Raw genomic sequence first — 26,487 nt, forward strand, 5'->3', positions numbered from 1 at the left:
TGGTCCTAGCCCGCCCCGCCCTCGACCCGCAGCACACTGGCGATGGACCGGACGATGTCCAGCCCGGCCAGCGCCTCGACGGTAGCCGCCAGAGCGGCGTCCGGGGCGCTGTGGGTCACGATGACCAGTTTCGCGTCATCCGCCCGGCCGGACTGCCGGACCGTGGCGATCGAGACCTCGTGCTGGGCGAAGACCCCGGCCACGGTGGCCAGCACGCCCGGGCGCTCGGCCACGTCCAGGCTGATGTGGTACCGGGTCAGCGACTCGCCGATCGGGCGGACCCGCAGCTTGGCGTAGTTGCTCTCGCTCGGGGCACGGGTCCCGCTGATCTTGTTGCGGGCCGCCGCCACGATGTCGCCGAGGACCGCGCTGGCGGTCGGCCGGCCACCGGCGCCACGGCCGTAGAACATCAGCGGACCGGCCGCCTCGGCCTCGACGAAGACCGCGTTGAACGCGTCGCCGACACCGGCCAGCGGGTGGGTCAGCGGGATCATCGCCGGGTGGACCCGGACCGACACCGTCTCGTCGCCGTCCGGGCCGGAGCCGCGCTGCGCGATGCAGAGCAGCTTGATCGTGCAGCCCATCTCCTTGGCGCTGGCCATGTCGCCGGCCGTCACCCCGGTCATCCCCTCGCGGAACACGTCCGCCGCGGTGACCCGGGTGTGGAACGCCAGCGAGGCCAGGATCGCGGCCTTCGCGGCGGCGTCGAAGCCCTCCACGTCGGCGGTCGGGTCGGCCTCGGCGTACCCCAGCTCGGTGGCCTCCTCGAGCGCCTCGTTGAAGCCGGCGCCGGTGGACGCCATCGAGGAGAGGATGAAGTTGGTGGTGCCGTTCACGATGCCGGTCACCGCGGTGACCCGGTCACCGTGCAACGACTCGCGCAGCGGGCGCAGCAGCGGGATCGCGCCGGCCACCGCGGCCTCGTAGTACAGGTCGGCGCCGCCCTGCGCGGCCGCGTCGTGCAGGGTGCCGCCGTCCTCGGCGAGCAGCGCCTTGTTCGCGGTGACCACGCTCTTGCCCGCGTGCAGCGCCTCGACCAGCCAGGTGCGCGCCGTGTCGATGCCGCCGACCACCTCGATCACGATGTCCACGTCGTCGCGCTTGATCAGGCCGAGCGCGTCCGCGGTGAACAGCGCCGGGTCGATCGGCAGGTCGCCGCGCTCGCGGCCGAGCCGCCGCACCGCGACGCCGACCAGCTCCAGCGGTGCGCCGATCCGGGCGGTGAGATCGTCGGCCTGCTCGTGCAGCAGCCGGACCACTTCAGTGCCGACCGTGCCGCAGCCGAGAAGGGCGAGACGGACTGCTGGCTTTTCAGTCAGCTCAGTTGCTGGGCTCATCCAACATCCAATGCAAGCAGGTCGTCCTCGGTCTCGCGCCGCACGATGACGCGGGCAGCGCCGTCGCGCACCGCCACCACGGGCGGCCGAGGAACGTGGTTGTAGTTGCTGGCCATGCTCCGGCAATAGGCGCCGGTACCCGGCACCGCAACAAGATCTCCGGGCTGCACGTCAGCGGGCAGGAATTCATCCTTCACGACGATGTCCCCGGACTCACAATGTTTTCCCACCACGCGGGCGAGCATCGGCTCCGCGGTGGAGCTCCGGTTGGCCAGAGTGGCCGAGTAGGACGCGTCGTAGAGCGCGGTCCGGATGTTGTCGCTCATCCCGCCGTCGACACTCACGTACGTCCGGATCCCGTCGACGTCCTTGACCGTGCCGACCTCGTAGAGGGTGAACACGGCCGGCCCCACGATGGCCCGGCCCGGCTCGATCGACAGGTGCGGGACCCGCAGCGCGGCCATCTCGCACTCCGACTCGACGATCTTGTTGATCCGCTTGGCCAGATCGCCGGGCGTGGCGGGGTCGTCCTGCGTGGTGTACGCGATACCGAACCCGCCGCCCAGGTCCAGCTCCGGCAGCTCCACCCCGCGCGCGTCCCGGACCTGCGCCTGCAGCTCCAGGATCCGCCGGGCGGCCACCTCGAACCCGCTGGTGTCGAAGATCTGCGAACCGATGTGCGAGTGCAGCCCGCGCAGGTCGAGCACGCCCTCGTCGAGGATCTGCGCGCAGGCCGCGAACGCCGCGCCACCGGCCAGCGAGAAACCGAACTTCTGGTCCTCGTGCGCGGTCGCGATGAACTCGTGGGTGTGCGCCTCGACGCCGACGGTGACCCGGACCAGCACACCCGGCCGCTTGTTCAGCTCGCGGGACAGCGCGGAGAGCCGGGCGATCTCGTCGAACGAGTCGACGATGATCCGGCCGACCCCGGCGTCCAGCGCGCGGCGCAGCTCGGACTGCGACTTGTTGTTGCCGTGGAAGCCCAGCCGCTCCGGCGGGAACCCGGCCGCGAGGGCCACCGCCAGCTCGCCGCCCGAGCACACGTCGAGGAAGAGGCCCTCCTCCTCGACGATCCGGACGACCGCCTTGCAGAGGAACGACTTGCCGGCGTAGTAGACGTCCGCGCCGGCGAAGGCGGCCGCGAAGTCACGGCAGCGGGCCCGCAGGTCCTCCTCGTCGAGCAGGTAGGCCGGGGTGCCGTAGTCGGCGGCCAGCTCGGTGACGCTCACGCCGCCGATCACCAGGGGCCCGGCGTCGTCGCGGGTCACGGTCCGCGGCCAGAGTTCCGGCATCAGGGCGTTGACGTCTTCCGGGGTACGAAGCCACGCCGGACCACGGTTGCCGAGGTCGCCGTGCAATGCCCCGGCCTCATGTGCGCGCATGGCTACATCTTCTCCGGGGCCGAGACGCCGAGCAGGTCCAAACCGTTCGCGATCACCGTACGGGTGGCCTCGGCCAGCCACAGCCGGGCCAGGTTCACCTCGGCGACCGGCTCGTCGCCCTTCGGCACCACCTGGCAGGCGTCGTAGAACCGGTGCCAGTCGGTGGCGACCCGCTCCTCCAGGTAGACCGCGATCCGGTGCGGCTCGCGCAGCTCGGCCGCGGTGGCCACCACGGCCGGGAACTGGCCGAGCGTCTTGAGCAGGCTGTTCTCCCGCTCGTGGGCGAGCAGCGACGGGTCGAAGTCGTCGCCCCGGGTGATCTTCTTCTCCGCGGCGTTGCGCAGGATCGAGGAGATCCGGGCGTGCGCGTACTGCACGTAGAAGACCGGGTTGTCGCTGGAGTGCTTGGTGATCTCCTCGATGTCCAGGGTCAGCATCGAGTCGGTGGAGGACCGGGCCAGCGAGTACCGCGCGGCGTCCACGCCGACCGCGTCAACCAGCTCGTCCAGCGTGATGATGTTGCCGGCCCGCTTGGACAGCCGCACCGGCTGACCGGCCCGGACCAGGTTCACCAGCTGGCCGATCAGGATCTCGATGTTCTGCTTCGGGTCGTCGCCGGCGCACGCCGCGATCGCCTTGAGCCGGCCGATGTAGCCGTGGTGGTCCGCGCCGAGCAGGTAGATGCACTTGTCGAAGCCGCGCTCGCGCTTGTTGATGTAATACGCCGCGTCGGCCGCGAAGTAGGTCTTCTCGCCGTTGGACCGGATCAGCACCCGGTCCTTGTCGTCGGTGAAGTCGGTGGTGCGCAGCCAGACCGCGCCGCCGTCGTCGAAGATGTGCCCCTGCTTGCGCAGCTCGGCGATGGCGTGCTCGACCGCGCCGCCCTCGTGCAGCTCCTTCTCGGAGAACCACACGTCGAAGTGCACGCCGAAGCGCTCCAGGCTCTCCCGGATCTCCTTGAGCATCAGCTGGTAGCCGAGCGACCAGAACTCCGGCAGCGCGGTCTCGGCCGGCTGACCGGCCAGCAACGGGTCCGCGCTGAGAATCCGCTGGGCGATCTCGCCGATGTAGTCGCCGCCGTACCCGTCCTCGGGGGCCGGCTCACCGTTCGCGGCGGCGTACAGCGACCGGGCGAACCGGTCGACCTGGGCACCCGCGTCGTTGATGTAGTACTCGCTGGTCACCTCGGCGCCGGCGGCGGCCAGCACCCGGCGCAGCGAGTCGCCGACCGCGGCCCACCGGGTGTGCCCCAGGTGGATCGGGCCGGTCGGGTTCGCCGAGACGAACTCCAGGTTGATCCGCTGACCGGTGAGCTGGGTGTTCCGGCCGTACGCGGCGCCGGCCTCGACCACCAGGCGGGCGATCGCGCCGGTCACGGCGGCGTCCAGCCGGATGTTCAGGAAGCCCGGCCCGGCGATCTCCACCGTCTTGATCCCGTCGCGGCGGCCCAGCTCCTCGGCGAGCGCGGCGGCCAGCTCGCGTGGCGCCACACCGACCTTCTTGCCCAGCTGCAGGGCGAGCGTGGAGGCGTAGTCGCCGTGCTCGGGGTTGCGGGGCCGCTCCAGCGCCGTGGTCGCGGGCAGCGCGGCCAGGTCCAGGCCACGCGTCTCGAATACGGCACGAGCAGCTGAGAGAACGGTGTCAGCAAGGTTGGCGGGAGTCACTGGGCCATGCTATCGGGGGTAGACTTCAGCGTTCGGCGGCCACCCGAGCCCCGCCCTTCCCCTTTTTGACGAATCGACGAGGCGCGATGAGTATGAGCACGCCGGGGCCCGAACGGGTCCCGTCCACCGTGAAGGTCGGCAAGACCACCGGTCAGGGTAAGCCGCCGACCGGCAAACCCGGGGCCAATCGGCCGAACGCCACCAGGCCGGGCGGCAAGGGCCGCAAGCCGATCGCCCCGGTCAAGGTCGCAGGCGGCCGCAACTGGGGCCCGATCGCCGTGGCGGGCCTGGTCGTCGTGATCGCCGGCGGCATCATCGGGTACGGCGTGTACGCCTCGGTGCAGGGCTCCCGCGACTGGACCGACAAGGTGGCCGAGATCCAGGGCGTGGTCAACTACCGCGCGCAGAAGAACGCGCTGATCGACGACCGCACCCACAAGGCCGGCCCGCTGACGTATGTGACGAGTCCCCCGGTCGGCGGCGCGCACAACCAGACCTGGCAGAACTGCCAGGGCGACGTGTACACCGCGCCGATCGCCAACGAGCACGCGGTGCACAGCCTCGAGCACGGCGCGGTCTGGATCACGTACAAGCAGGGTCTGGCCGCCGACCAGGTCGCCACCCTGCAGAAGAAGGTGGAGGGCAAGGACTACATGCTGATGTCCCCCTACGCCGGACTCGACAAGAACGTCTCCGTCCAGGTCTGGGGCTACCAGCTCAAGACCGACGACGTGAACGACTCGCGGATCGACACGTTCATCTCCGCGGCCCGGGTCAAGGCCTCGATGGAGCCCGGCGCGGCCTGCTCCAGCGGTAACACCACCTCCGACCCGGTCAGCGCGGCCGTCAGCGACGGCGCCAGCTCGGACACCGGCAGCTGATGAGCTCGGACACCACCTCCCTGGACGCCGCACCGGCGTCCGGGGAGGTTCCCGCGCGTCACCGCTTCGGGTATGCGGCGCTCGCGCTGCTACTCGCCGGGATCGTGCTCGGCGCCGGGATCGGCCTGGTGGTCCCCCGGTTCCGGACCCCGGCCGACGACTCCGTCGAGGCGGGTTTCCTCCGCGACATGTCGACCCACCACGCGCAGGCGGTCGAGATGGCGATGGAGGCGCACGCCGACTCGATCACCCCGGCCATCGTCACGCTGTCGGCCGACATCGCCACCACCCAGCAGGCCCAGATCGGGTACATGCAGGCCTGGCTGCGCGACTGGGACCTCAGCCCGACCGGCGGCGAGCAGCCGATGGCCTGGATGCCGGACGCGGCCGGCTCGGTCGTCGACGGCCTGATGCCCGGCATGGCCACCCCCGAGCAGCTCGCCTCGCTGCGCAAGGCCACCGGCAAGGACCTGGACGTCCAGTTCCTCACCCTGATTCGGGCGCACCACCTGGGCGGCATCCACATGGCCCAGGAGGCCGAGGACCTGTCCGACAACAAGGACGTCGACTGGCTCGCCGACAGCATGGTCACCGCGCAGCAGGGCGAGATCCAGCTGATCGACGACCTGCTCAAGCAGGCCCAAGCCGGCTGATCACCCGACCCGGCGACGCCGATTGGCGGTGCTTCCGGAGGTCCTGCTACGCTTTCCAAGCACTGAGCCCCCGTAGCTCAGGGGATAGAGCGTCGCCCTCCGGAGGCGAAAGCGCAGGTTCGAATCCTGCCGGGGGCACGATTTGGCAGGCGTCGTTTGTCCGCGGAAAGCGCGGACGCGGCGCCATCGTGCTTTTCTGACCTGGGGCCCGAGCCCCAGTCCCCACGCCGGGGACACCCCGGAGCCCCATCGGGCCGCTCGTGGAGAAGGGTGGACTGTCCGACCGTCAGTTGTACCGCTTGCGGGATGACGGGGCCATCGAGGCTGTCGGCCGCGGCCTGTTCCGCCGCACCGATGCGGACCTCCTCGCCGATATCGACCTTCTGGAGATCGCCCGGCGAGCACCGCTGGCCACGGTGTGCCTGACGAGCGCGCTGGCGTGACACGGCCTGATCGACGAGATTCCCCCGTCGATCGATGTGGCCCTTCCTCGCGGCACCTACCGCCCTACGGTCCAGGCTCCCGTGACCTGGCACCTCTTCCATCCCGCGACATTCGGGACCGGCCGGATCACCGTGCCGCTCGACGATCAGACCTCCATCGGGCTGTACGACGCGCCGCGAAGCATCATCGATGCCGCGCGGCTGCGCCACCGCGAGGGCACCGAGCTCGTCTACGGGGCACTGCGACGCTGGTTGAGCCGAGGCGGATCCTCGCCGTCAGAACTTCTCGCGACGGCTCGTCAGTTCCCGCAGGCCGAAAGGCACTACGCGAAGCCATGGAGATCCTGCTGTGAACGATCGGCCGACCCGGGCCACCCGTCGCGGGCCGGGCACTTGCTGCGGACTTCAGGATCTGGTTCGCCCGGCGCAGCTCACGATTCTCCCGTTCCAGGGCAGCGAGGCGTTCGGCGTCGCTGGTGGTCGTGCCCGGCCGCTGCCCCGCGTCGATCTCGGCCTTCTTCACCCACACGTCCGCAACGCCTCCGGATGGACACCGAGCTGATCAGCGATCCGCCGCAACGCTCCGGTCGCGGTAGCCGGATCCCGACGGGCCTCCAAGGCCAACTTCATCGGGGTACCTCTTCGGTGCCGCCATGACTAGATTTTCTCCCAGGTTTGGATGTCTCCATCAAACCCGGGGCGAGACAACTACCGGTACCTGGTGACCGGGGACATCCCGGTGCGGGCCGGCGTGACCGGGCCGGCCTTTGGGCAGCCCGGCGGTGCCGCGATGTTCAAGCTGGACCCTGGCGTGCCGGGCGCGCCGCCGCTGCTGACGGTCCGCTGGCTGGTGCGCGTGGGCCTGCTGCGCCCGGTCGTCGAACAGGCGTGAGGGTCCTCGATGGACACCGCTGAACAGATCACCCCCGGGCTGGTCCGGCGGCGGACGGCCGGGCAGACCGGGTCGTCAGGGGATGGCGTCGAAGGTGGACGGGACTGACAGGGAGCGCCACCGGGACGACGGCCAGTAGATGGCGAAGGCCCGCCCGGCCACCCGGTCCACCGGGATGGTGCCCTGGTCGCTGTCCATGTGGGCGCGGGAGTCGGCCGAGTCCGAGCGGTGGTCGCCCATCATGAACATCCGGCCCGCCGGGACGGTCACGTCGAACTCCTCGTCGGACGGCGCGTCGCCGGGGAACAGGTAGTCCTCGACCAGGGCGTGCCCGTTCACGGTGATCCGCTTGTCGGCGTCGCAGCAGACCACCCGGTCGCCGCCGATGCCGATCACCCGCTTGATGTACTCCTGCTCGCTGGGGCCGATGCCCCAGCCGACCGGCGGCTCGAAGACCACGATCTCGCCGCGCGCCGGGTCCCGGAACCGGTAGACCGCCTTGTTCACCAGGACCTTGTCGTTCAGGAGAAGCGTGTTCTCCATCGATCCGGACGGGATGTAGAAGGTCTGCACCAGGAAGGTGCGCACCCCGGCGGCGACCACTACCGCCACGATGAGCAGCACCAGGAACTCGAACGGCTTCGACCGCGGGAAGCGGCGAGCGTTGATCTTGTCGGGCACGGGCGGAGCGTACCGCAGCGGACACGCTGAGGAGGGGCACGAAGGCCCCTCCCCGGTGTCAACTAGGCAAGACGGACCTCGGCGAGCACCGTCTCGCCGACCGCCTCGACGGTCACCTCGCGGACCACGCCGGCTGCCTGCACGTCCGGCCTGACCAGTCCGAAGGCGAGCACGTCGGCCTCCGGTCCGCGCACCGTCAGGTGGGCCACCTCGGCACGCATCGACTGCTTGGCCTCGGATTTCGCCTTGCGCACCAGACCGAGCACGGTGCCGGCCAGGCCGAGCAGTGTGGCCGGGGCCGCCGGGTCCAGTGCCGGCGTGAGTTCGCCGGCGGACGGCCACGCGGCGCGGTGCACCGAACCGTCCTGCCACCAGGACCAGGCCTCCTCGGCGACGAACGGCAGCGCCGGCGCGAACAGCCGCAGCAGCGTCCGCAGGGCGAGCGCCAGCGCGGCGTGTGCCGATCGGGTGGCCGGGCCGGCCGGGTCGGCGTACGCCCGCTCCTTGACCAGCTCCAGGTAGTCGTCGCAGAACGTCCAGAAGAACTGCTCGGTGCGTTCCAGGGCGCGCGCGTAGTCGTACCCCTCGAAGTGCCTGGTGGCGTCAGCCACGACGGCCTCGAGACCGGCGAGCATGGCGCGGTCCAGCGGTTCGGTGACGGCAACGGCCTCGAGATCGGCGGCGACGCCGAACCGGAGCACGAACTTCGTCGCGTTGAGGATCTTGATGGCGAGCCGGCGGCCGACCTTCATCTGGCCGGTGTCGAACGCGGTGTCGGTGCCCGGGCGGCCGCTGACCGCCCAGTAGCGGACCGCGTCCGAGCCGTACTCCTCCAGCAGCGCCATCGGGGTGACGGTGTTGCCCTTGGACTTCGACATCTTCTTGCGGTCCGGGTCGAGGATCCAGCCGGAGAGCAGCGCGGTGCGCCACGGCAGGCTGTCGAACTCCTGGTGGGCGCGGAGCACCGTGGCGAACAGCCAGGTACGGATGATCTCGTGGGCCTGCGGGCGCAGGTCCATCGGGAAGACCCGCTCGAACAGGTCGTCGTCCAGGCCCCACCGGCCGGCGATCTCCGGGGTGAGCGACGAGGTGGCCCAGGTGTCCATCACGTCCGGGTCGCCGGTGAAGCCGCCCGGCTTGTCGCGCTGGTCCTCGGTGAAGCCGGGCGGGGTGTCGCTGCTCGGGTCGACCGGCAGCGTGGTCGCGGTGATCGGCGCGGCGTGGTCCGGCTCGCCGGCCGCGTCGAGGGGGTACCAGATCGGGAACGGCACGCCGAAGAACCGCTGCCGGCTGATCACCCAGTCCCCGGCCAGGCCCTCCACCCAGCTCTCGTACCGGTTCCGCATGAACTCCGGTGACCAGGTCATCTCGCGGCCCCGCGCGAGCAGGGCGGCACGCAGCGCGGCGTCCCGGCCGCCGTTGCGGATGTACCACTGCCGGGTGGTGACGATCTCGAGGGGCTTGTCGCCGCGCTCGAAGAACTTCACCTGCTGTGTGGTCGGCCGGGGTTCGCCGTCCAGCGCGCCGGCGGCCCGCAGCAGCTCGACCATCTTCTCCTTCGCCGAGAACGCGGTCTTCCCGGCGAGCTCGGCGTAAGGCCCGGCCGGCACGTCCGAGGGCGGCTGGGCCAGCAGGCGGCCGTCCCGGCCCATCACCGGGCGGGTCGTCAGGTCCAGCTCACGCCACCAGATCACGTCGGTGAGGTCGCCGAACGTGCAGATCATCGCGATGCCGGAGCCCTTGTCCGGCTGGGCCAGCGGGTGCGCCCGGATCGGCACCTGGACGCCGAACACCGGCGTGGTGGCATACGTGCCGAACAGCTTCTGGTACCGCTCGTCGTCGGGATGCGCGACGAGCGCCACGCAGGCCGGGAGCAGCTCGGGCCGGGTGGTCTCGATGTACGTGGTCCCGCCGCCGGGCAGGCCGAACGCGAGCCGGTAGTACGCACCCTGCCGTTCCCGGTCCTCCAGCTCGGCCTGTGCCACCGCCGTCCGGAACGTGACGTCCCAGAGCGTCGGCGCGTCCGCGAGGTACGCCTCACCACGCTCCAGGTTGCGCAGGAACGCCCGTTGCGAGACCGCCCGGCTGGTGTCGTCGATCGTGCTGTACTGCAGCGACCAGTCCACGGACAGCCCGACCTGGCGCCACACGTCCTCGAACGCCTGCTCGTCGATCGCGGTCAGCCGCTGGCACAGCTCGACGAAGTTGCGCCGCGAGATCGGCAGCAGCCGTTTCGGCAGGTCCTCCGGGGGCGTGAAATCCGGGTCGTACGGCAGCGACGGGTCGCACTGCACGCCGTAGTAATTCTGCACCCGGCGCTCGGTCGGCAGCCCGTTGTCGTCCCAGCCCATCGGGTAGAACACCTCGCGGCCGGTCATCCGCTGGTAGCGGGCGATCGCGTCGGCGTGGGTGAACGAGAACACGTGCCCGACGTGCAGCGACCCGCTGACCGTCGGCGGCGGGGTGTCGATCGAGAAGACTCGGGACCGGGGCGCCGTCCGGTCGAACGTGTAGGTGCCGTTCCGGGCCCATACCTCGCGCCATTTCCGCTCGAGGCCGTCGAGGGTGATCTTCTCTGGCACGGATCTCATCTCGGTCACCGGAAAACCGTACGCAACAGCGCCGGTCGACAACGACCGAGTTTCGCTTTGGTCCCCAGCGACTACCGCGCGGATGACCGTCTTGTTTACATCAGAGCCCAGGAAAAGCGAGGAGGGCTCATGAATCGCCGCACCGTACTTGCTGCGTCCACGGCCGGGGCGGCTCTGGCCGCCACCGGGGCGACACCGGCGTTCGGCGCCGCCGCGGCAGCCGACGCGGACGCCATCGTGATCGGGCACGGGCTGGCCGGGCTGGTCGCCACGTCCGAGCTGGTCGCGGCCGGGCGCAAGGTGCTGCTGCTGGACCAGGAGCCGGAGGCGAGCCTCGGCGGGCAGGCCTGGTGGTCGTTCGGCGGGCTGTTCCTGGTCAACTCGGTCGAGCAGGGGCTGATGGGCGTCAAGGACTCGTACGACCTGGCCTGGCAGGACTGGCTGGGCACGGCCGGGTTCGACCGCGGGATCGACGACCCGGCCGGGCAGGACTACTGGGCGTACAAGTGGGCGCAGGCGTACGTGCAGTTCGCGTCCGGCGAGAAGCGCTCCTGGCTGGCCGGGCTCGGGCTGCAGTGGTTCCCGGCGGTGGGCTGGGCGGAGCGCGGTGGCGGCCTGGCCGACGGCCACGGCAACTCGGTGCCGCGTTTCCACGTGACCTGGGGCACCGGGCCGGCCATCGTCGAGCCGTTCGAGAAGAAGGTGCGTGCCGGGGTGGCGGCCGGCAAGGTGGTCTTCAAGTTCCGGCACCGGGTGGACGAGGTGGTCGTCACGAACGGGGCGGTCACCGGCGTGCGCGGGGCGGTGCTGGAGGCCAGCACGGCCGCTCGCGGGACGCCGTCCTCCCGTACCGTGATCGGTGATTTTGATCTGAAGGCGCCGATCGTGATCGTCACGTCCGGCGGGATCGGCGCGAACCAGGACCTGATCCGGCAGAACTGGCCGGCCCGGCTCGGCCCCGCGCCCAAGTCGATGATCACCGGCGTTCCGGCGCACGTGGACGGCCGGATGCTGTCGATCACCGCGCAGGCCGGCGGGCGGATCGTGAACCCGGACCGGATGTGGCACTACACCGAGGGCCTGCGCAACTACGCGCCGATCTGGCCGAACCACGGCATCCGGATCCTGCCCGGGCCGTCCTCGATGTGGCTCGACGCCAAGGGCAAGCGGTTCGGCGCGCCGGACATGCCGGGCTACGACACCCTGCACACGCTCGGCTCGATCACCGCGTCCGGTTATGACTACTCCTGGTTCGTCACCACCCAGAAGATCGTCGACAAGGAGTTCGCGCTCTCCGGCTCGGAGCAGAACCCGGATCTGACCGGCAAGAACCTGTGGCTGCTGCTGTCGAGGATCTGGCAGACCCCGGAGCCGATCCAGAAGTTCCAGAAGTACGGGGTGGACTTCGTGCAGGCCGCGACGCTGCCCGAGCTGGTCGCCGGGATGAACCGGCTGGCCGGCAACAACCTGCTCGACCCGGCCGCGGTGAAACGGCAGGTCGACGCGCGGGACCGGGAGATCGACAACGCGTACAGCAAGGACGCCCAGGTGATGGGGATCCGCAACGCGCTGGACTATCTCGGTGACCAGATCAGCCGGACCGCCTCGATCCACAAGCTGCTGGACACGAGCGCCGGGCCGCTGGTCGCGGTGCGCCTCAACATCCTCACCCGCAAGACCCTCGGCGGGCTGCAGACCGACCTGTCCGGCCGGGTGCTGAACGCCGCCGGCGCGGCGATCCCGGGCCTCTACGCGGCCGGGGAGGTGGCCGGTTTCGGCGGTGGCGGGGTGCACGGGTACCGGTCGCTGGAGGGCACGTTCCTGGGCGGCTGCCTCTTCTCCGGCCGCCAGGCGGGCAAGGCCGCGGCCGCCGCCGGGGCATAAAATTCAAGACCCTTTTCCGGTACGACAATGAGCACCGGGCCGGCGTCACTCCGCGGCCCGGTGCGCCTTTATTGCGGCTTCATGCGGCTTTTGTCGGTGGGATAGTGCTGAGGTGCTCCCCCCTGGGACGGCAGGACCGCGCTCGACGACACCACGGTCACTTCAGCGCGGCCGGCGGCGGATGGGGCCGGGCCATGACCCTGGCCGCCGAGGCGGTCCACGCCGACCTGGCCACCGTGTGGCCGGACCGGGACGACGACGACCGCTACGCCATGCTCGGCGTCACCCCGATGATCGGTGTGAACGACACCGGCGGCACCACCACGACCGCGGACGCGGCGTACCTGCTCGGCTGGGCCGGGCAGAAGGGGCTGGGCTTCGTCCGGTTCTGGTCAGTGAACCGGGACAACGGCGACTGCGGCGACGGCTCGGTGGACGCCGCCTGCAGCGGGATCACCCAGACGAGGTAGCAGTTCACCGGCCAGTTCCACGACTTCGCCGGCTAGCCGGCCGCGGCGGAGGCGCTCACCGACGCCGACGGGGTGGGTGCGGCGGACACCGTCGCCCGGACGGCGAGGGACGCGTCGGAGGCCCGCACCACGCCGGCACCCACCACGCCCATGTAGAGCGCCGCGAACAGGGTCACCAGGAAACCGGCGACGCCGAGCAGTCGCCGGCGCCTCCCGGTCGTGTCAACGAAGATCATCTGCTGATTCTGGGAGCCGACCCTACGACTGGTCTTTGTGCAGGCTGAGGGTGTTCATCCGGCCGTACTCGGCGGCGCCGGCCAGCTCCTGGTAGGTGCCCGCGCCGAAGATCTCCCGGGCCGCCCGGTCGACGAGCCCGTACGCCGCCTGCGCCACCGACGACCCCAGGCTGATCCGGGCCACGCCGAGCTTCGCCAGCTCGCCGATCGACGGCGCGCCCGGCCCGGTCATCACGTTGAGCGGCCCCGGGATCGCCGCGACCAGCTCGGTGATCACCGCAGGGTCGGTCACCCCGAGCACGAAGATCCCGTCCGCGCCGGCGTCGAGATAGGCCCGGGCCCGGCTGATCGCCTCGGCCACGTCACCGAGCCCGAACAGCAGCGTGTCGATCCGGGCGTTCAGGAAGACCTCCGGCGCCGCCTGGTGCGCCGCGGTCAGCCGGGCGACCTGCTCGGCCGCGGACCGGGAACCGTCCTCGACGTTGACACCGGCGACACCTGCCGCGGCCATCGCCTTCAGGGTGCCGGCCGGGTCGCCGTAACCGGACTCGACGTCGACGGTGACCGGCACGGAGACCGCCGCGACCACCCGGCGGGCCAGCTCGGCGGCCAGGTCACGACCGAGCGCGTCACCGTCCGGCGCACCCAGGCTCCAGGCCACCCCGGCGCTGGTGGTGGCGATGGCAGCGGCGCCGGCCGCCTCGACGATCCGGGCGCTGGCCGCGTCCCACGCGTTGACCAGGACGAGCGGGGAACCGGGCTGATGCAGAGAACGGAAGTCAGTCACACCGGAAGTCTTCCCGGGCGGGCCGCGCGGACGCAGCTATTTAGCGGACACTAAAACCATGGTCGCGATCGCCACCTCCCGCATCAGGTTCGCCGTGTCCGGCCTGTGGGAGGTGCTGGCCAGCCTGCGTGTGCTGCACGATCGGGGCGTTCCGTCCGTACATCAGAAATGGGCGGCCCGGACCCGCCCCGGACCGCAAGGCCTGCTCGCCGCCCTGATCCCGCCGACCGGGGGTTATGCCCCGGATTTCCTCACGCCGCCGCCGACCGGCCCGGACCCCGGCCTCGACGCCGAGTTGGCGGTCCTGCGCGCCACCGGCGACGACGTGGTCCGCGCGCACCTCGACCTGATGCCCGGTTCACCCGGCCCCGAGGTGCGGCGGCTGCACGCCGATCCGCGCGACGGCCTGGCCCGGCTCGCCGACGAGATCGCCGCCTACTGGCAGTCCGCGATCGCACCGGACTGGCCGCGGATCCACGCCCTGCTCGACGCGGACGTCCGCCGCCGCGCCCACCGGCTGGCCACCGACGGCGCTCCCGCCGTCCTCGCCGACCTGCACGACCGGGTCCACTGGCGGGACGGCACGCTGCTCGTCGACCAGCGCCACTGCACCGCCCCGGACGTGCCGGACGCCGGCGACCTGGTGCTGATCCCGTTGGTCTTCGCCTGGCCGTCGGTGCTCACCGTGTCGTCCTGGGGCACACCGCAACTCGCCTACCCGGCCGCCGGCGTGGCCACCCTGTGGGAAGAACCGTCCCGCCCGCCGGACGCGCTGAGCGCCCTGCTCGGCACCGGCCGCGCCCGCATCCTGACCGCCCTGTCCGGCCCGCTCTCCACCACCGAGCTGGCCCGCCGCACCGGCATCACCGCCGGTGGCATCTCCCAGCACCTGCGGATCCTCCGCGCGGCCGGCCTGATCGCCACCCACCGCGACCGCCGCCACCTGCTCAACTCCCGCACCCCCGCCGCGGAGACGCTGCTGGCCGCGGCGGGCAACGCACCCCCCGGGTGAGGCCCCGCGAGGCACTTGCCCACCCCGGACCGCAGCGCGCCCCGGGTCCCGGCTGGCTGTCAGGGGTGCCTCCGCAGCGCGGAGGCACCCCTGACGCCCAGCCGACAACAGCAAGCCGACCAGCGACAGGTTGGCCGGCTGGCTTGCAGGGGTGCCTCGGGGTGCCGGAGGCACCCCTGAGGCCCAGCCGACAACAGCAAGCCGGCGGGCGACAGGTTGGCCGGCTGGTTCTCGGGGGTGTCTCGGAGGGGCGGAGGCACCCCTGAGGACCAGCTGGGGTCAGAGGGGGAGGACTACCGCGCTGGGTTTGCCCGAGAAGCAGGTCACGGACATGCGGTAGCGGCTGAGGTCGGCGGCGAAGACCACCGAGGCGGTCAGCCCCGGGCCGGGGTCGGCGCGTTCCACCTCGTAACCCTCGGCCGGCTCCCAGTCGATCAGCTTGACGTTGCCGGACTCGCAGACCGCGTAGACCGCGCCGCCCTTCGACTCCAGCAGGGTGCCCGGGTCGGCCGGCGCGGACGAGCTCGGCGGCGCGCTGGCACTCGGGTTCGCCGAGGCCGCCGCCGACGAGGGCGCGGCCGGGGAGATCGCCGCGGAGGCGGTGACGCTGATCGGCACGCCGCTGTTCAGCGCGGCCGGATGCCGTGAGTTCCGGGAGGCCGCCGGGGTCGGTGAGGCGCCGGCCGACCGGGTCACCCCGGGCGCCACCTCCACGATGTCGCCGCTGGCGGCCGGCGCGACGTCGTCGACCGGCGCGGCCACCGGCTCGTGCGAGCGGGTCGCCCAGAGCGTGGCCACCACCACCGCCAGCGCGGCCAGGGCCGCGCCGACCAGCAGGAGTTTGCGCCGGCTGTCCGGCATCCCGTCGGCCGACGGCACCGCGGGCCGCATCCCGGGGACGATCGCCTCGGTCTGTTCGTCGAACCGGGCCGGCGACAGCGCGGTGGTGAGTTCCGGATCGGTCTCCGGCGCCGCGGGGCGGATCGAGGCGGCCTCCGCGGCGTCGCCGAGCACCGCGGACACCTCGGCCGCGTCCGGCCGGTCCGCGCACTCCTTGGCCAGGCAGCGGTCGACCAGGTCGGCGACCGCGGCCGGCACCCCGGGCAGCCGGGGCATCGGTGTCGGCTCGATGTAGATGTGCGCGCTGAGCATCTGCGTGGTGGTCTCCACCGTCCACGGCGAGTCGTCGGCGAGCAGGCGGTAGAGCAGCACGCCGAGCGCGTACACGTCGGAGGCCGGCTCGATCGCGCCGCCGGTGAGGCGTTCGGGCGCCAGGTAGGCGGGCGTGCCGAGCAGGCCCTCCTCCGGTTCGGCCGGTCCGGCCGCGGCGGCGATGCCGAAGTCCACCACCTTCGCGCCGGACGGCGGCACCATCACGTTCGCCAGTTTGATGTCCCGGTGGACCAGGCCGTCCTCGTGCGCGGCGGCGAGGGCCGCGGCCACCTCGCCGCAGATCCGGAATACCCGGCGGGGCGGGAGCGGCGCATGCGATTGCAGCTGTTGCAGCGTCGGCCCGTTGATCAATTCCATGACGACGTACGGCACCGGAGTGGATTCACCCTCGACCGATTCGCCGAAGTCGTAGATCTGCGCGATGTTCGGGTGCGACAACGTCGCGGCGGCTCGCGCCTCGTGCAGGATCCGCGACCGGAAACGCTCGTCGCCGGCGTAGCTCCCGGCCAGTACCTTCACCGCCACCGTACGGTTCAGCACCTCATCGGTGGCGCGCCAGACCACGGCCATCCCGCCCCGGCCGAGTTCGTTCAGCAGGCGGTACCGGCCCCCGAGTTTGTCTCCCTCGTCCACGCGACGCAGTTTGCCGAAATACCGGCCGATTCGCACATCGGCAATCCCGCGAATGCCATTCATCTTTCACCTTCGCCGGGCCACCGATATCGTCGGTTCTCCCGCATGCGACAAAGGGGGCCGGTATGGCGATCTCGAAACGGCAGCGGCTGGGCGACGCGATGCTGAGCCGGCTCCTCGGCCAGTCGCCGGCCCTGCACGAGTACACGGTGGAGCAGGTCCGGACCCCGATGCGGGACGGTGTGCGACTGCTCGGCGACCACTTCGGCCCGGTCGCCGACGAGCCGCGGGGCACCGTGCTGATCCGCACCCCGTACGGTCGCGGTCTGCCCACCTCGGCGCTGAACGGCCGGCTGCTCGCGGCCCGCGGCTACCACGTGCTGTTGCAGAGCGTGCGCGGCACGTTCGGGTCCGAGGGCACTTTCCGGCCGATGGCGCAGGAGGCCGAGGACGGTCAGGACACCGTCGCCTGGCTGCGCGACCAGCCCTGGTTCGACGGCCGGCTGGCCACTCTCGGGGCCTCCTACCTGGGCTGGACCCAGTGGGCGCTGCTGCAGGACCCGCCGCCGGAGTTGCGTGCCGCGGTGGTCTACGTCGGCCCGCACGACTTCCGCGAGGCGGTCTACGGAACCGGCTCGTTCACCCTCGGTGACTTCCTCGGCTGGAGTGATCAGATCGTCCATCAGGAGGACGGCGGGCTGCGCCGGGTGCTGAGCATGGCCACCGCCGGGCGCCGGTTGAGGCCCGCGCTGGGCGGGTTGCCGCTGGCCTCGGCGGCCGAGCCGGTGCTGCGCGGGCGCGCCCCGTGGTACGCCGACTGGGTCGGCCACCCGGACGGCGACGACCCGTGGTGGGAGCCGTACCGGGCCGGTGCCGCGCTGACCGAGGTGACCGCTCCGGTGCTGCTGATCGGCGGCTGGCAGGACCTGTTCCTGGACCAGACCCTGGAACAGTACAAAACCCTGCACGCCCGCGGCGTCGACGTCGCCCTGACCGTCGGCCCGTGGACACATCTGCAGGTGGGACTGCACGCGGCCGGTCTGGTCGCCCGGGAGAGCGCGGCCTGGCTCGATCAGCACCTGGCCGGCGGGGCCGCGGCCCGCAAGTCACCCGTACGAGTGCACCGGACCGGCGAGCGCGCCTGGCACGACCTGCCCGCGTGGCCGCCGCCGTCCGACCCGGTCGTCTTCCACCTGCGGGCCGGGCGCCGGCTGACCACCACGGCGCCGGACGGTCCGGAGGGTGTCGCCGAGTTCCGCTACGACCCGGCCGACCCGACCCCGTCGGTGGGTGGCCGCACCCTGACCGGTTCGATGGGCGTGAAGGACAACCGGGCCCTGGAGGCGCGGACGGACGTGCTGGTCTTCAGCACCGATCCGCTGCCCACCGCGGTCGACGTGATCGGCGCGCCGGTGCTGGAGCTGACCGTGTCGGTGGACAACCCGTACGCCGACGTCTTCGCCCGGCTCTGCGACGTCGACCCGCGCGGCCACTCGCACAACGTCACCGACCGGCACCTGCGCCTCGACCCGGACGTGCCGGCCGGCCAGGAACAGCGGCTGACGCTCACCCTGGATCCGTGCTTCCACCGGCTGCTCGCCGGGCACCGGCTGCGCCTGCAGATCTCCGGCGGCGCGTTCCCGCGGTTCGCCCGCAATCCGGGCACCGGCGGCGCGGGGCTGGCCGCCACCGGTCACACCGTGACGGTCGCGGCGTCCCGGCTCACCGTGCCGGTGGCGACGGCACCACCGGATAGGGTCCCGGGATGACTGAGAGCTGGCGGCATCTGCCCCCACCGGCCCGCCCGGTCGCGGCGGCCACCACGGCGGCCGTCACCGCGGTCCGGAGCGGTTCCCGGGACGACTTCGAGGAGGCCGTCGCCGGCCTGGCCGCGTTGGAGGCGACGCACACCGGCCTGATCCTCGGCACCACGCTCCGGCTGCTGCTGGAGGACGGCAACCCGGACGGGTTGACGGCTGACGACGTACGGGAAACTCTCGGATCCTGTGTGCGCACCCACCCGGAAGCGAACCCGCAGGTCGTGCTGTGGCTGCTGGCCGGAGCGCTCGGCGTGCTGGACGAGGACGGCGACGAGGCGCCGAAACCGGAGGCGCTGGCGCGCAACGCCGCGCTGCTGATCACCGACCTGCTGGCCGGGCGTGCATTGAGCCCGTGGCTCACCGGCGCGCTCACGGAGATCCAGCACACCCAGCTGAACGACTGAGCTAGCCGTGCTCGCGGGCCCAGTCGCAGATCGCGGCGAGCGGCTCGCGCAGGGTGCGGCCGAGCGCGGTCAGCTCGTATTCGACGTGCTGCGGCGGGTCGGGCTTGTGGACCCGGCGCAGTACCAGGCCGTCCGCCTCCATCCCGCGCAGCGTCTCGGTGAGCATCTTCGGGGTGATCCCGGGGATCCGCCGGCGCAGCCGGGCCGGCCGATGCGCCCCGTCGGCCAGCGCGTAGATCAGCAGCACCCGCCACTTCACCGCGAGCCGTTCCAGGGCCTGCCGCGTGACACAGCCCTCCTCCAGCACGTCCGGTACGACCAGATCCACGCTCCACCCCCATGGGTACCCGAAAGTGCCTTCTTCTCGGCGCCGCCCCGGCAGCCTAGCGTCGGACCGTGACCGAGACAGTGACGTTCTTCAGCGAGGGACTGCAACTCGCCGGGGTGCTGCGTACCGCCCCCGGCCGTCGTGCCGCCGTGCTGACCGGCCCCTTCACCGGGGTCAAGGAGCAGGTGGTGGCCGAGTACGCGGAGCGCCTCACCGCGGCCGGCATCACCACCCTGGCCTTCGACCACCGCGGCCACGGCGCCAGCGAGGGCCGGCCCGGACACGAGGACAGCCAGGGCAAACTGGCCGACCTGCGGGCCGCCGTCGGCCTGCTCGACGGGTACGACCGGGCAGTCGTCGGCATCTGCCTCGGCGCCGGTTACGCGATGCGCGCCGCCGCCACCGACCCCCGGGTCCGCGCGGTGGCCGGGATCGCCGGCGCGTACAACAGCCCCGCGTGGTTCGCCGAGCGGATGGGCCTGCCAGCCTACCGGGACGCGCTGGCCGGCATGCTGGCCCGGTACGACGAGGAGATCCCCGCGGTCGCACCGGACGGCGAGGCGGCGATGCCGGGTGAGGAGCCGTTGTCGTACTACGGCAAGTGGATCGGCTCGCCCGGCTGGCCGAACCGGGTCACCCGGGGCTCGCTGCACAGCCTCATGACGCTCGACGTGCTGGGCGTACGCCCACTGCTGCCACCGAGCCTGATCGTGCACGGCACGGTGGACGACTACTGCTCGCCGGAGCTGGCCGAGGCGATGCACGCCGACGAGACGCTGTGGCTGGACTGCACCCGCCACGTGGATCTGTACGACGTGGACCCGTACGTCGGCCGGGCGGTTTCGGCCACGGTGGACTTCCTGGAACGCCATCTGTAAAAACTTTGCAGTCTCTGCAAAGTTTCGCGTAACCTCCCCGGCGTGAACCGGGACCACAAGCGGCGGCAGACCCGCCTCGCCCTGATCAGCGCCGCGCTCCGGCTCGCCGACGAGCGCGGCGCTGACCGTGTCACGGTCGACGAGATCAGCGAGGCCGCGGGCGTCTCCCCGCGCACGTTCTTCAACTACTTCGCCACCAAGGACGACGCCCTGGTCGGGGACCCCTTGGAGGGCTGCGCCGACCCGCGGGAGCTGATGCTCGCCGCCCCGCCCGGCCCGGCCCTGAGCGCTGTCGAGGCGGCGCTCGCCCCGGCGATCCGGCAGATCCAGGACGACCGGGAACTGTGGCTGCTCCGGTTCCGGGTGATCACCAACAATCCGCAGCTGCTCCCCCGGCTGGCCGCCATCGCCGCGACCGCCGAGCAGGAGATGGCCGCCGCGATCGCGGGACGGCTCGGGCTGCCGCCGGAGCACGCGTTCCCGCCGGTGCTGGCCGCGGTCACCGGCGCCGCGCTGCGGGTCGCGCTGATGCGGTGGGCCGCCGGAACCGAGCTGCCCGGCGTACCCAAGACCGCCGCAGGCGCGAGGACAACCGCGACCGATCCGGCGACGTCTCTCGCCGACCACCTGCATGAGGCCTTCGGCCTGGTCGCCGCCGGCCTGAAAGATCCCACCCCCACCCCCTGAGGAAGCGATGACCGCCCAACCCACCGCCGACGAAACCATCGAACCCACCGACGGCCGGATGACCCATCGCGAGGTCGTCCAGGCGCTGTCCGGCCTGATGCTGGGCATGTTCGTCAGCATCCTGGCGTCCACGGTGGTCGCCAACGCCCTGCCGACGATCATCGCCGAGCTGGGCGGCAGCCAGTCCGTCTACACCTGGATCGTCACCACCGAGCTGCTCGCGATGACCGCCACCGTCCCGCTCTGGGGCAAGATGGCCGACCTCTACAGCAAGAAGCTGCTGATCCAGCTCTCGCTCGGCCTGTTCGTGCTCGGCTCGCTGATCGCCGGCCTGGCCCCGAACGTCGAGATTTTGCTGCTCAGCCGGATCGCCCAGGGCGTCGGCGCGGGCGGCATGTCGGCCCTCGCGATGATCGTGATGGCCGCGATGATCCCGCCGCGCGAACTGGGCCGGTACTCCGGGCTGTTCGGCGCGGTCTTCGGCGTCGCCACCATCGCCGGCCCGCTGATCGGCGGCGTCCTGGTGGACACGTCCTGGCTGGGCTGGCGCTGGTGCTTCCTGATCGGGGTGCCGTTCTCGGTCGCCGCGATCGCGATGCTGCAGAAGACCCTGCACCTGCCGGTGACCCGGCGCGCCGTGACCATCGACTGGCTGGGCGCGCTGCTGATCACGGCCGGGGTGAGCACGCTGCTGATCTGGTCCACGCTGGCCGGTCAGCACTTCGCCTGGGCGTCGGTGCAGACCGTCGCGTTCGTGGCCGGCGGGGTGCTGCTGCTGGCCCTGGCGGTGTGGGTGGAGTCCCGCGCGGCCGAGCCGATCATCCCGCTCGGCATCTTCCGGCACCGGACGGTCAGCCTCACCATCGTCGCGAGCGTGCTGGTCGGCGTCGCGTTGTTCGGCGGCACGGTGTTCCTGTCGCAGTACTTCCAGTTCTCGCTGGGCAAGTCGCCGACGGTGGCCGGCCTGATGAGCCTGCCGATGATCTTCGGCCTGCTGGTCTCGTCCACGATCGCCGGTCAGCTGATCACCAAGTACGGCAGGTGGAAGAGGTACCTGGTGGCCGGCGCGGTCGTGATGACCGGCGGGATGCTGCTGCTGAGCACGATCGGCGCCACCACCTCGGTGCCGCTGATCTCGGTCTACATGGCGGTGCTCGGCGTCGGCGTCGGCATGCTGATGCAGAACCTGGTGCTGGCCGCGCAGAACGACGTTCCGGCCAGCGAGCTCGGCGCCACCACCTCGGCGCTGACGTTCTTCCGCAGCATGGGCGGCTCGATCGGGGTCAGCGCGCTGGGCGCGGTGCTGGCCGGCAAGGTCACCTCGCTGTTCAGCGAGAAGTTCGGCACGGCCGCCACCGGTGGGACCGCCAAGGTGCCCGACCTGACCACGCTGCCGCCCGAGGTGCTGACCGTGGTCCGGGAGATCTACGGAACGGCGACCGCGCACCTGTTCCTGATCGGCGCGCCGATCGCGTTCCTGGCGATCGTCGCGGTGGCCTTCGTGAAGGAGAAGCCGCTGTCCACGCTCTCCGGTGACGAGCGGGCGGCCCAGGAGCAGGCCGCGGCATCACTGCACTGAACGTAAACGGCCGGGGCGCGTCCGCGCCCCGGCCGAAAAAACGTGGCTGGATCAGGACGGGCGCAGGCCCACCGAGGTGCGCGGTGACGGCGGCTCGGCGCAGCCCAGCAGCCCGACCAGCCCGGAGACCCAGAGTTGCCGGTACACCGTGGCACTGGGGTGGCTGACCACCAGCTTGATGCCGCTGGCGGCGGCGGTGTGGAAACAGGCCACCAGGATGCCGATCCCGATGCTGTCGATCAGCATCACGCGCTGCAGGTCCAGACAGATCTTGCTGGCCGTCATGGTGGTCAGCACGTCGTTGACGGCGTCCCGCATGACGTGGGCGTTGTCCAGGTCGATCTCGCCACTCGGGGCGATCTCGACGGTGCCGTCGGCCAGCTGGCGGGTCGTGATCGGCAGATACACAGCTGCCCTCTTCCTGGCCTCGGAGGGTCCGACGCCGACTTGCCGCGGGACATGACACGCCGACCCGGAGACAAAGGTCGTACGTCACGCGGCGTTCGCTGGGAGACGCCACAGGAACCCGCGTTCCTACAACAATCCGCTGGTCTGCAAGTTACGCCACGTAGGCGCGGAACGCCAGAGTAGTTCATATGGCCGGAATGTGCTGGAACGGTCACTGTGTGACGACCACGTTGACTGTCCACTGACCCTGGCCGAATACTCACCGTATGCGATGGAGCAACGGAATGCATGCGTGACCCGGTGGCCCCGGGGACTGTCCACTCTGACAGCACCGGCGGCCAGGCGGCTCGTGACGTGCTGAATCGTTTCTATCATCCGGTGACGCTGGGCGAACCGGAGAGCGCCGAGAGCGTGATCCAGATCAATGTGATCCAACTCGGACCCCTTACCGTCGGCCATTTCCGCTTCACCGGCCGGGCGACGCTCGTCGCGGCCGAAGGGGACGCCTATCACGTGACCTTGCCGACCGCGGGGCGCGTGATGGCCCGGCGCAACGGCCACGAGGTCACCGCCGGACCGTCCACCGCGGTCACCTTCCGCCCCGGCGATCCGGTCTACCTCCGACCGCAGGCGCCGTCCGCCGAGCTCGACGTCCGCATCGACCGCTGCGCCCTGGAGAGTGAACTGGCCGCCCTGCTGGGTCACCCGGTCGAGGGACCGATCGACCTCCCGGCCGCTTTTGATCTGACCGGCGGCCCGGCGCACAGCTGGAGCCGGCTGATCCGGCTGATGCACGACGAGCTGGACCACGAGGCCAGCCTGATCTTCCGGCCGCTGGTCGCCGAGCACCTGTGCAGCAGCGTGCTGAGCGGGCTGCTGCTCAGCGTCCCGCACCGGTACCACGCCGAGCTGGTCGCGCCGGCCACCGCCGGGCCGCCCCGGGCGATCCGCCGGGCCCTGGACGCCATCGACGCGGAGCCGGACCAGGCGTTCACGGTCGCCGACCTGGCCCGGATCGCGCGGATGAGCGTGCGCTCGCTGCAGGAGGGCTTCCGCCGGCACCTCGGCTGCACGCCGATGGCGTACCTGCACCAGACCCGGCTCACCCGGGCACACGAGACGCTGCGCCGGGCCGACCCGGCGATGGTCACCGTCGCGGCGGTGGCCCATCGCTGGGGCTTCGCCCACCTGGGCCGCTTCGCCTCGGCTTACCGGACGCGCTTCGGGGTGTCGCCGTCCGACACGTTGCGCCGGACGGCGTGAGCGTCACTGCCCGGGATCACACCGGCGCTGCTACGGCACCTCGCGGCGTGAGCGTCACTCCCCGGGCGACCGTCACTCCCCGGGATCACACCGGCGTGGCTGCGGCACATCGCTGACCCGGCGGGCGGCGGGGGCGTGTCCCCGGCGCGCGCCGAACAGATGACCCCGCGGGGGCACCCAGTCGCGCCACTCGCCCAGCGCCGGTGGCACCGCGGCCGCGTCGCCGTCGCCGGCGCCCCGCTGCTCGTGCAGATAGCCCTGGACCCGGGACGCGGACGCCGCGCCGTTCACGGCGAGCTGCCGCATGATCCGCAGGGTTTCCTCGTCCGGGCCGGGGTCCGCGGGGTCCTGGTTCAGCAGCGCCGCCAGCCCCGCCAGGGCCCGCACCACCTCGCCGGCGTCGCGTTCGGCGTCCCAGAGGCCGGTCATACCCGGCCCACTCTCGGCACGCCCCTCCGGCCGTCGCCCGCGGCATCCCCGGCGGGCGCGGCGCCGTGCCGCTCGATCGTCCGATGGTCCGGCACTCGTCTCGCTGCGGTGCGGTGGTGCGTCATGCAGATCCGTCCCCTCACCTCACGCGCGCCGGCGGCGACCCGCAGGCCCGCGGGGCCGTTGACGGGACATGTCGTCCCGGGCACGCATGACAGGCGAAAATGTATTCGTCTCGCTACTATGCGTCCATCCGTAACGCGCAGGTTCTGTCCAGTTAGCGCTCAGTTCGGACCACCTTGCCGCTACCCGGCGTACAGAATGGGAAACCGGGCACCAAAACCGCCCGGACATCACCTGAAGGAGGCCGCCGTGAGCACGATCCAGAAACCGCCGGAGGACTCGCCGATCTGGCGTACCGGCGCCGAGCAACCCTGGGATCCCGAGGACCTGGCGGTGGCTCAGGGGAAGTACCCGACACCGGAGAACGTCGCCCGCGCCCGGGCCGAACTGGAGCGCGACGGCGCCGCCGCGATCGAGCGCACCGTACCGTGACCGGGCAGGTCCCGTGGGCCGCGACGCCGCCCACGGGACCGAAAGTGATCAGCTGATCCGGACCGTCCGGCCGTCCCGGATCGACTCCTCGGCAGCTTCCAGGATCCGGGTCACCGTGACGCCGAAATCCACGTCGAGCGCCGACGCCGCACCACCGTCGGCGGCGGTCAGCAACTGGTCCAGCGCCAGGCCGTAGAGCGTGACCGCGTCGAAGTCGACGGCCGGCAGGGCACGGATCCCGGCCTCGCCGAAGAACTCGGTCACCGCCCGGCCCGCCGCCTCCGGCGCGTCCACCGAAAGGGTGAGCCGGCTGATCGCGCCGCCCTCGTGCCGCAGCACCAGCGCGGTCAGGTCGCGGTTGCCGGCCAGCCCGGTCACCTCGGTCACCGGGCCGAGCACCGGCAGCACCAGCGACAGCGCGTGCGGGCCGACGTCCCAGAGCCCGCCGCGCTCCTTGCGCCAGGCCGAGGCGCCGAACGGGTTGTCCGGCGTGAAGATCGAACCGAGGTGGTCCACCCGGGCCTCGGTCCAGCCGCCGGTCGCCACCGCCTCGTCCAGGAACTCCGCCCACTCCGGCACGAAACGCCGGGTGAAGAAGACGACCGATGCCACCTCCCGGTCCGCGACGGCCGAGGCCAATTCAACAGCCTCTTCGGTACGCAGGGAGACCGGCTTGTCCAGCAACAGATGTTTGCCGGCGCGCGCCGCCCGGATGGCGATCGGGGCCTGCACGTCCGGCGGCAGCGCGATCGCGACCGCGTCCACCGCCGCGATCAGCTCGTCCGGGTCCGCGTACGCGCGGGTCCCGTGCTTCTCCGCCAGCTCGGCGGCCTTCTCCGGGTTCCGGCCCCAGACACCGGCCAGCTCGGCCCGTGGATGCCGGGCCAGCGCCTCGGAGTGCACCATGTGTGCCCACGGACCCGTACCGAATAATCCGAACCGCACCGGTTCGACCACCTCTCCGCTAAAGGATCTCCCGGGCCGGAAGTTACCAGCCCAGCGGCACCTCAGTAACCTGTGCCGGGTGAACGGTCCCCTCTCGACGGCGACGATCGTCGTCGCTCTCCTCCTGGCGGCGTGGTATCTGCTGCGCAGCGCGCTCGACCGCGCGCCCAGCCGCCTCGACCTGCTGACCATGGCCGCGCTCAGCGCCCTGGCCGCGGTCCTCGTGGTGGTCGCCGTGATCGGCCTCTTCGACGGCACCCGCCCGGCGGACACCGCCACGTTCGGCGGCTACCTGATCACCACGATCGCCTTCTGCCCGGCCGCGCTCTGGCTGGCCAAGCTCGAACCGACCCGCTGGGGCACCCTGATCCTCGGAGTCGGCGCGATCATTCTGCCCGTTCTGGTGCTGCGCCTGCAGCAGATCGCCGAGGTGACCCATGTCGTCTGACCCCTCCCCCGGCACCCCTCCCCC

27 protein-coding genes and 1 tRNA gene are annotated in these 26,487 nt (G+C 71.5%); 16 read left to right on the plus strand and 12 right to left on the minus strand.

Translation table 11 applies throughout. The features are described from left to right. Positions 1-5: 5 nt before the first annotated feature. The 3 genes from ADL15_RS06930 to argS are packed head-to-tail and all read right to left on the minus strand — an operon-like array spanning position 6 to position 4,383. Positions 6-1,337 carry a homoserine dehydrogenase gene (locus ADL15_RS06930; RefSeq protein ID WP_067685865.1) on the minus strand — a complete coding sequence of 444 codons (1,332 nt, stop codon included), beginning with the start codon at positions 1,335-1,337 and terminating at the stop codon, positions 6-8. Beyond that, a complete protein-coding gene (lysA, locus tag ADL15_RS06935; RefSeq protein ID WP_067685867.1) occupies positions 1,334-2,719 on the minus strand; it encodes a diaminopimelate decarboxylase in 1,386 nt (461 codons plus the stop codon). Before lysA ends, ADL15_RS06930 begins: the two co-directional genes overlap by 4 nt. A gap of 2 nt (positions 2,720-2,721) precedes the next feature. Then, entirely contained in the window at positions 2,722-4,383 is a 1,662-nt protein-coding gene (gene argS / locus ADL15_RS06940; protein WP_067685869.1) for an arginine--tRNA ligase, read from the minus strand. Positions 4,384-4,469: 86 nt separating this feature from the next. Between argS and ADL15_RS06945 the strand changes: the two genes are divergently transcribed. The 5 genes from ADL15_RS06945 (at position 4,470) to ADL15_RS51100 (ending at position 7,252) form a co-directional block, all read left to right on the plus strand. Continuing rightward, positions 4,470-5,264 carry a DUF3105 domain-containing protein gene (locus ADL15_RS06945; RefSeq protein ID WP_067685871.1) on the plus strand — a complete coding sequence of 265 codons (795 nt, stop codon included), beginning with the start codon at positions 4,470-4,472 and terminating at the stop codon, positions 5,262-5,264. Then, entirely contained in the window at positions 5,264-5,917 is a 654-nt protein-coding gene (locus tag ADL15_RS06950) for a DUF305 domain-containing protein (RefSeq protein ID WP_067685873.1), read from the plus strand. Before ADL15_RS06945 ends, ADL15_RS06950 begins: the two co-directional genes overlap by 1 nt. Before the next feature lie 66 nt (positions 5,918-5,983). Further along, positions 5,984-6,055: transfer RNA gene (locus ADL15_RS06955), tRNA-Arg, on the plus strand. 122 nt (positions 6,056-6,177) lie between these two features. Beyond that, a complete protein-coding gene (locus ADL15_RS54035; protein WP_067685875.1) occupies positions 6,178-6,360 on the plus strand; it encodes a hypothetical protein in 183 nt (60 codons plus the stop codon). A 679-nt stretch (positions 6,361-7,039) separates the two neighbouring features. After that, positions 7,040-7,252: a glycohydrolase toxin TNT-related protein gene (locus ADL15_RS51100; RefSeq protein WP_083970972.1), complete on the plus strand. Its 213-nt coding sequence runs from the start codon at positions 7,040-7,042 to the stop codon at positions 7,250-7,252. 75 nt (positions 7,253-7,327) lie between these two features. Here ADL15_RS51100 and lepB read toward each other — a convergent pair whose 3' ends face one another. Further along, positions 7,328-7,933 (minus strand): signal peptidase I, encoded by a 606-nt coding sequence (lepB, locus tag ADL15_RS06965; protein WP_067685877.1) that lies wholly within the window; start codon positions 7,931-7,933, stop codon positions 7,328-7,330. A 62-nt stretch (positions 7,934-7,995) separates the two neighbouring features. Next, positions 7,996-10,515: a valine--tRNA ligase gene (gene valS, locus ADL15_RS06970; RefSeq protein ID WP_067685938.1), complete on the minus strand. Its 2,520-nt coding sequence runs from the start codon at positions 10,513-10,515 to the stop codon at positions 7,996-7,998. A gap of 138 nt (positions 10,516-10,653) precedes the next feature. Between valS and ADL15_RS06975 the strand changes: the two genes are divergently transcribed. After that, on the plus strand, positions 10,654-12,408 hold the full coding sequence (locus ADL15_RS06975) for an FAD-binding dehydrogenase (RefSeq protein WP_067685879.1): 1,755 nt from the start codon (positions 10,654-10,656) through the stop codon (positions 12,406-12,408). 194 nt (positions 12,409-12,602) lie between these two features. Further along, positions 12,603-12,878: a glycoside hydrolase family 18 protein gene (locus ADL15_RS06980; RefSeq protein WP_067685881.1), complete on the plus strand. Its 276-nt coding sequence runs from the start codon at positions 12,603-12,605 to the stop codon at positions 12,876-12,878. Between the two features lie 32 nt (positions 12,879-12,910). Here the strand turns inward: ADL15_RS06980 and ADL15_RS06985 are convergent, their stop codons facing one another. Both ADL15_RS06985 and ADL15_RS06990 read right to left on the minus strand, forming a co-directional pair. After that, positions 12,911-13,114 carry a hypothetical protein gene (locus ADL15_RS06985; protein WP_067685883.1) on the minus strand — a complete coding sequence of 68 codons (204 nt, stop codon included), beginning with the start codon at positions 13,112-13,114 and terminating at the stop codon, positions 12,911-12,913. Positions 13,115-13,136: 22 nt separating this feature from the next. Then, entirely contained in the window at positions 13,137-13,901 is a 765-nt protein-coding gene (locus ADL15_RS06990) for an isocitrate lyase/PEP mutase family protein (protein WP_067685885.1), read from the minus strand. A 58-nt stretch (positions 13,902-13,959) separates the two neighbouring features. On the opposite strand from ADL15_RS06990, the gene ADL15_RS06995 reads away from it, so the two are divergent. Beyond that, on the plus strand, positions 13,960-14,913 hold the full coding sequence (locus ADL15_RS06995) for an ArsR/SmtB family transcription factor (protein WP_067685887.1): 954 nt from the start codon (positions 13,960-13,962) through the stop codon (positions 14,911-14,913). 279 nt (positions 14,914-15,192) lie between these two features. Here ADL15_RS06995 and ADL15_RS07000 read toward each other — a convergent pair whose 3' ends face one another. After that, on the minus strand, positions 15,193-16,719 hold the full coding sequence (locus tag ADL15_RS07000; RefSeq protein ID WP_067685940.1) for a serine/threonine-protein kinase: 1,527 nt from the start codon (positions 16,717-16,719) through the stop codon (positions 15,193-15,195). 125 nt (positions 16,720-16,844) lie between these two features. Between ADL15_RS07000 and ADL15_RS07005 the strand changes: the two genes are divergently transcribed. Both ADL15_RS07005 and ADL15_RS07010 read left to right on the plus strand, forming a co-directional pair. After that, entirely contained in the window at positions 16,845-18,488 is a 1,644-nt protein-coding gene (locus ADL15_RS07005; RefSeq protein ID WP_067685889.1) for a CocE/NonD family hydrolase, read from the plus strand. Then, positions 18,485-18,943, plus strand: coding sequence for a hypothetical protein (locus ADL15_RS07010; protein WP_067685891.1), 459 nt, complete (start codon positions 18,485-18,487; stop codon positions 18,941-18,943). Before ADL15_RS07005 ends, ADL15_RS07010 begins: the two co-directional genes overlap by 4 nt. A gap of 1 nt (position 18,944) precedes the next feature. Here ADL15_RS07010 and ADL15_RS07015 read toward each other — a convergent pair whose 3' ends face one another. Then, complete coding sequence (locus ADL15_RS07015; protein ID WP_067685893.1) at positions 18,945-19,271, minus strand: winged helix-turn-helix transcriptional regulator; 327 nt, start codon at positions 19,269-19,271, stop codon at positions 18,945-18,947. A 68-nt stretch (positions 19,272-19,339) separates the two neighbouring features. Here ADL15_RS07015 and ADL15_RS07020 point away from each other — a divergent pair, with 68 nt between their 5' ends. From ADL15_RS07020 to ADL15_RS07030, 3 genes are read left to right on the plus strand one after another with little or no spacing between them, the layout of a single operon-like run. Then, entirely contained in the window at positions 19,340-20,149 is an 810-nt protein-coding gene (locus tag ADL15_RS07020; protein WP_067685895.1) for an alpha/beta hydrolase, read from the plus strand. Between the two features lie 42 nt (positions 20,150-20,191). Then, positions 20,192-20,836 carry a TetR/AcrR family transcriptional regulator gene (locus tag ADL15_RS07025; RefSeq protein WP_067685897.1) on the plus strand — a complete coding sequence of 215 codons (645 nt, stop codon included), beginning with the start codon at positions 20,192-20,194 and terminating at the stop codon, positions 20,834-20,836. A 7-nt stretch (positions 20,837-20,843) separates the two neighbouring features. After that, the gene (locus tag ADL15_RS07030) at positions 20,844-22,415 is read left to right on the plus strand and encodes an MDR family MFS transporter (RefSeq protein WP_067685899.1); all 1,572 of its coding nucleotides are present in this window, start codon (positions 20,844-20,846) and stop codon (positions 22,413-22,415) included. Between the two features lie 51 nt (positions 22,416-22,466). Here the strand turns inward: ADL15_RS07030 and ADL15_RS07035 are convergent, their stop codons facing one another. Continuing rightward, positions 22,467-22,823 carry an STAS domain-containing protein gene (locus ADL15_RS07035; RefSeq protein ID WP_067685901.1) on the minus strand — a complete coding sequence of 119 codons (357 nt, stop codon included), beginning with the start codon at positions 22,821-22,823 and terminating at the stop codon, positions 22,467-22,469. Between the two features lie 288 nt (positions 22,824-23,111). Between ADL15_RS07035 and ADL15_RS07040 the strand changes: the two genes are divergently transcribed. Further along, the gene (locus tag ADL15_RS07040) at positions 23,112-24,086 is read left to right on the plus strand and encodes a helix-turn-helix transcriptional regulator (RefSeq protein ID WP_067685903.1); all 975 of its coding nucleotides are present in this window, start codon (positions 23,112-23,114) and stop codon (positions 24,084-24,086) included. Between the two features lie 72 nt (positions 24,087-24,158). Here ADL15_RS07040 and ADL15_RS07045 read toward each other — a convergent pair whose 3' ends face one another. Then, positions 24,159-24,515, minus strand: a complete 357-nt coding sequence (locus ADL15_RS07045; protein WP_067685905.1) for a hypothetical protein — start codon at positions 24,513-24,515, stop codon at positions 24,159-24,161. A 372-nt stretch (positions 24,516-24,887) separates the two neighbouring features. Between ADL15_RS07045 and ADL15_RS07050 the strand changes: the two genes are divergently transcribed. Further along, positions 24,888-25,070, plus strand: coding sequence for a hypothetical protein (locus tag ADL15_RS07050; RefSeq protein ID WP_067685907.1), 183 nt, complete (start codon positions 24,888-24,890; stop codon positions 25,068-25,070). 48 nt (positions 25,071-25,118) lie between these two features. Here ADL15_RS07050 and ADL15_RS07055 read toward each other — a convergent pair whose 3' ends face one another. Then, the gene (locus ADL15_RS07055; protein WP_157441202.1) at positions 25,119-26,015 is read right to left on the minus strand and encodes a Gfo/Idh/MocA family protein; all 897 of its coding nucleotides are present in this window, start codon (positions 26,013-26,015) and stop codon (positions 25,119-25,121) included. A 79-nt stretch (positions 26,016-26,094) separates the two neighbouring features. On the opposite strand from ADL15_RS07055, the gene ADL15_RS07060 reads away from it, so the two are divergent. Further along, entirely contained in the window at positions 26,095-26,463 is a 369-nt protein-coding gene (locus ADL15_RS07060) for a hypothetical protein (protein ID WP_067685911.1), read from the plus strand. The last annotated feature ends 24 nt before the right edge of the window (positions 26,464-26,487 follow it).

It is taken from the genome of Actinoplanes awajinensis subsp. mycoplanecinus (assembly GCF_001509495.1).
In the GTDB taxonomy this organism is placed as follows: domain Bacteria; phylum Actinomycetota; class Actinomycetes; order Mycobacteriales; family Micromonosporaceae; genus Actinoplanes; species Actinoplanes palleronii.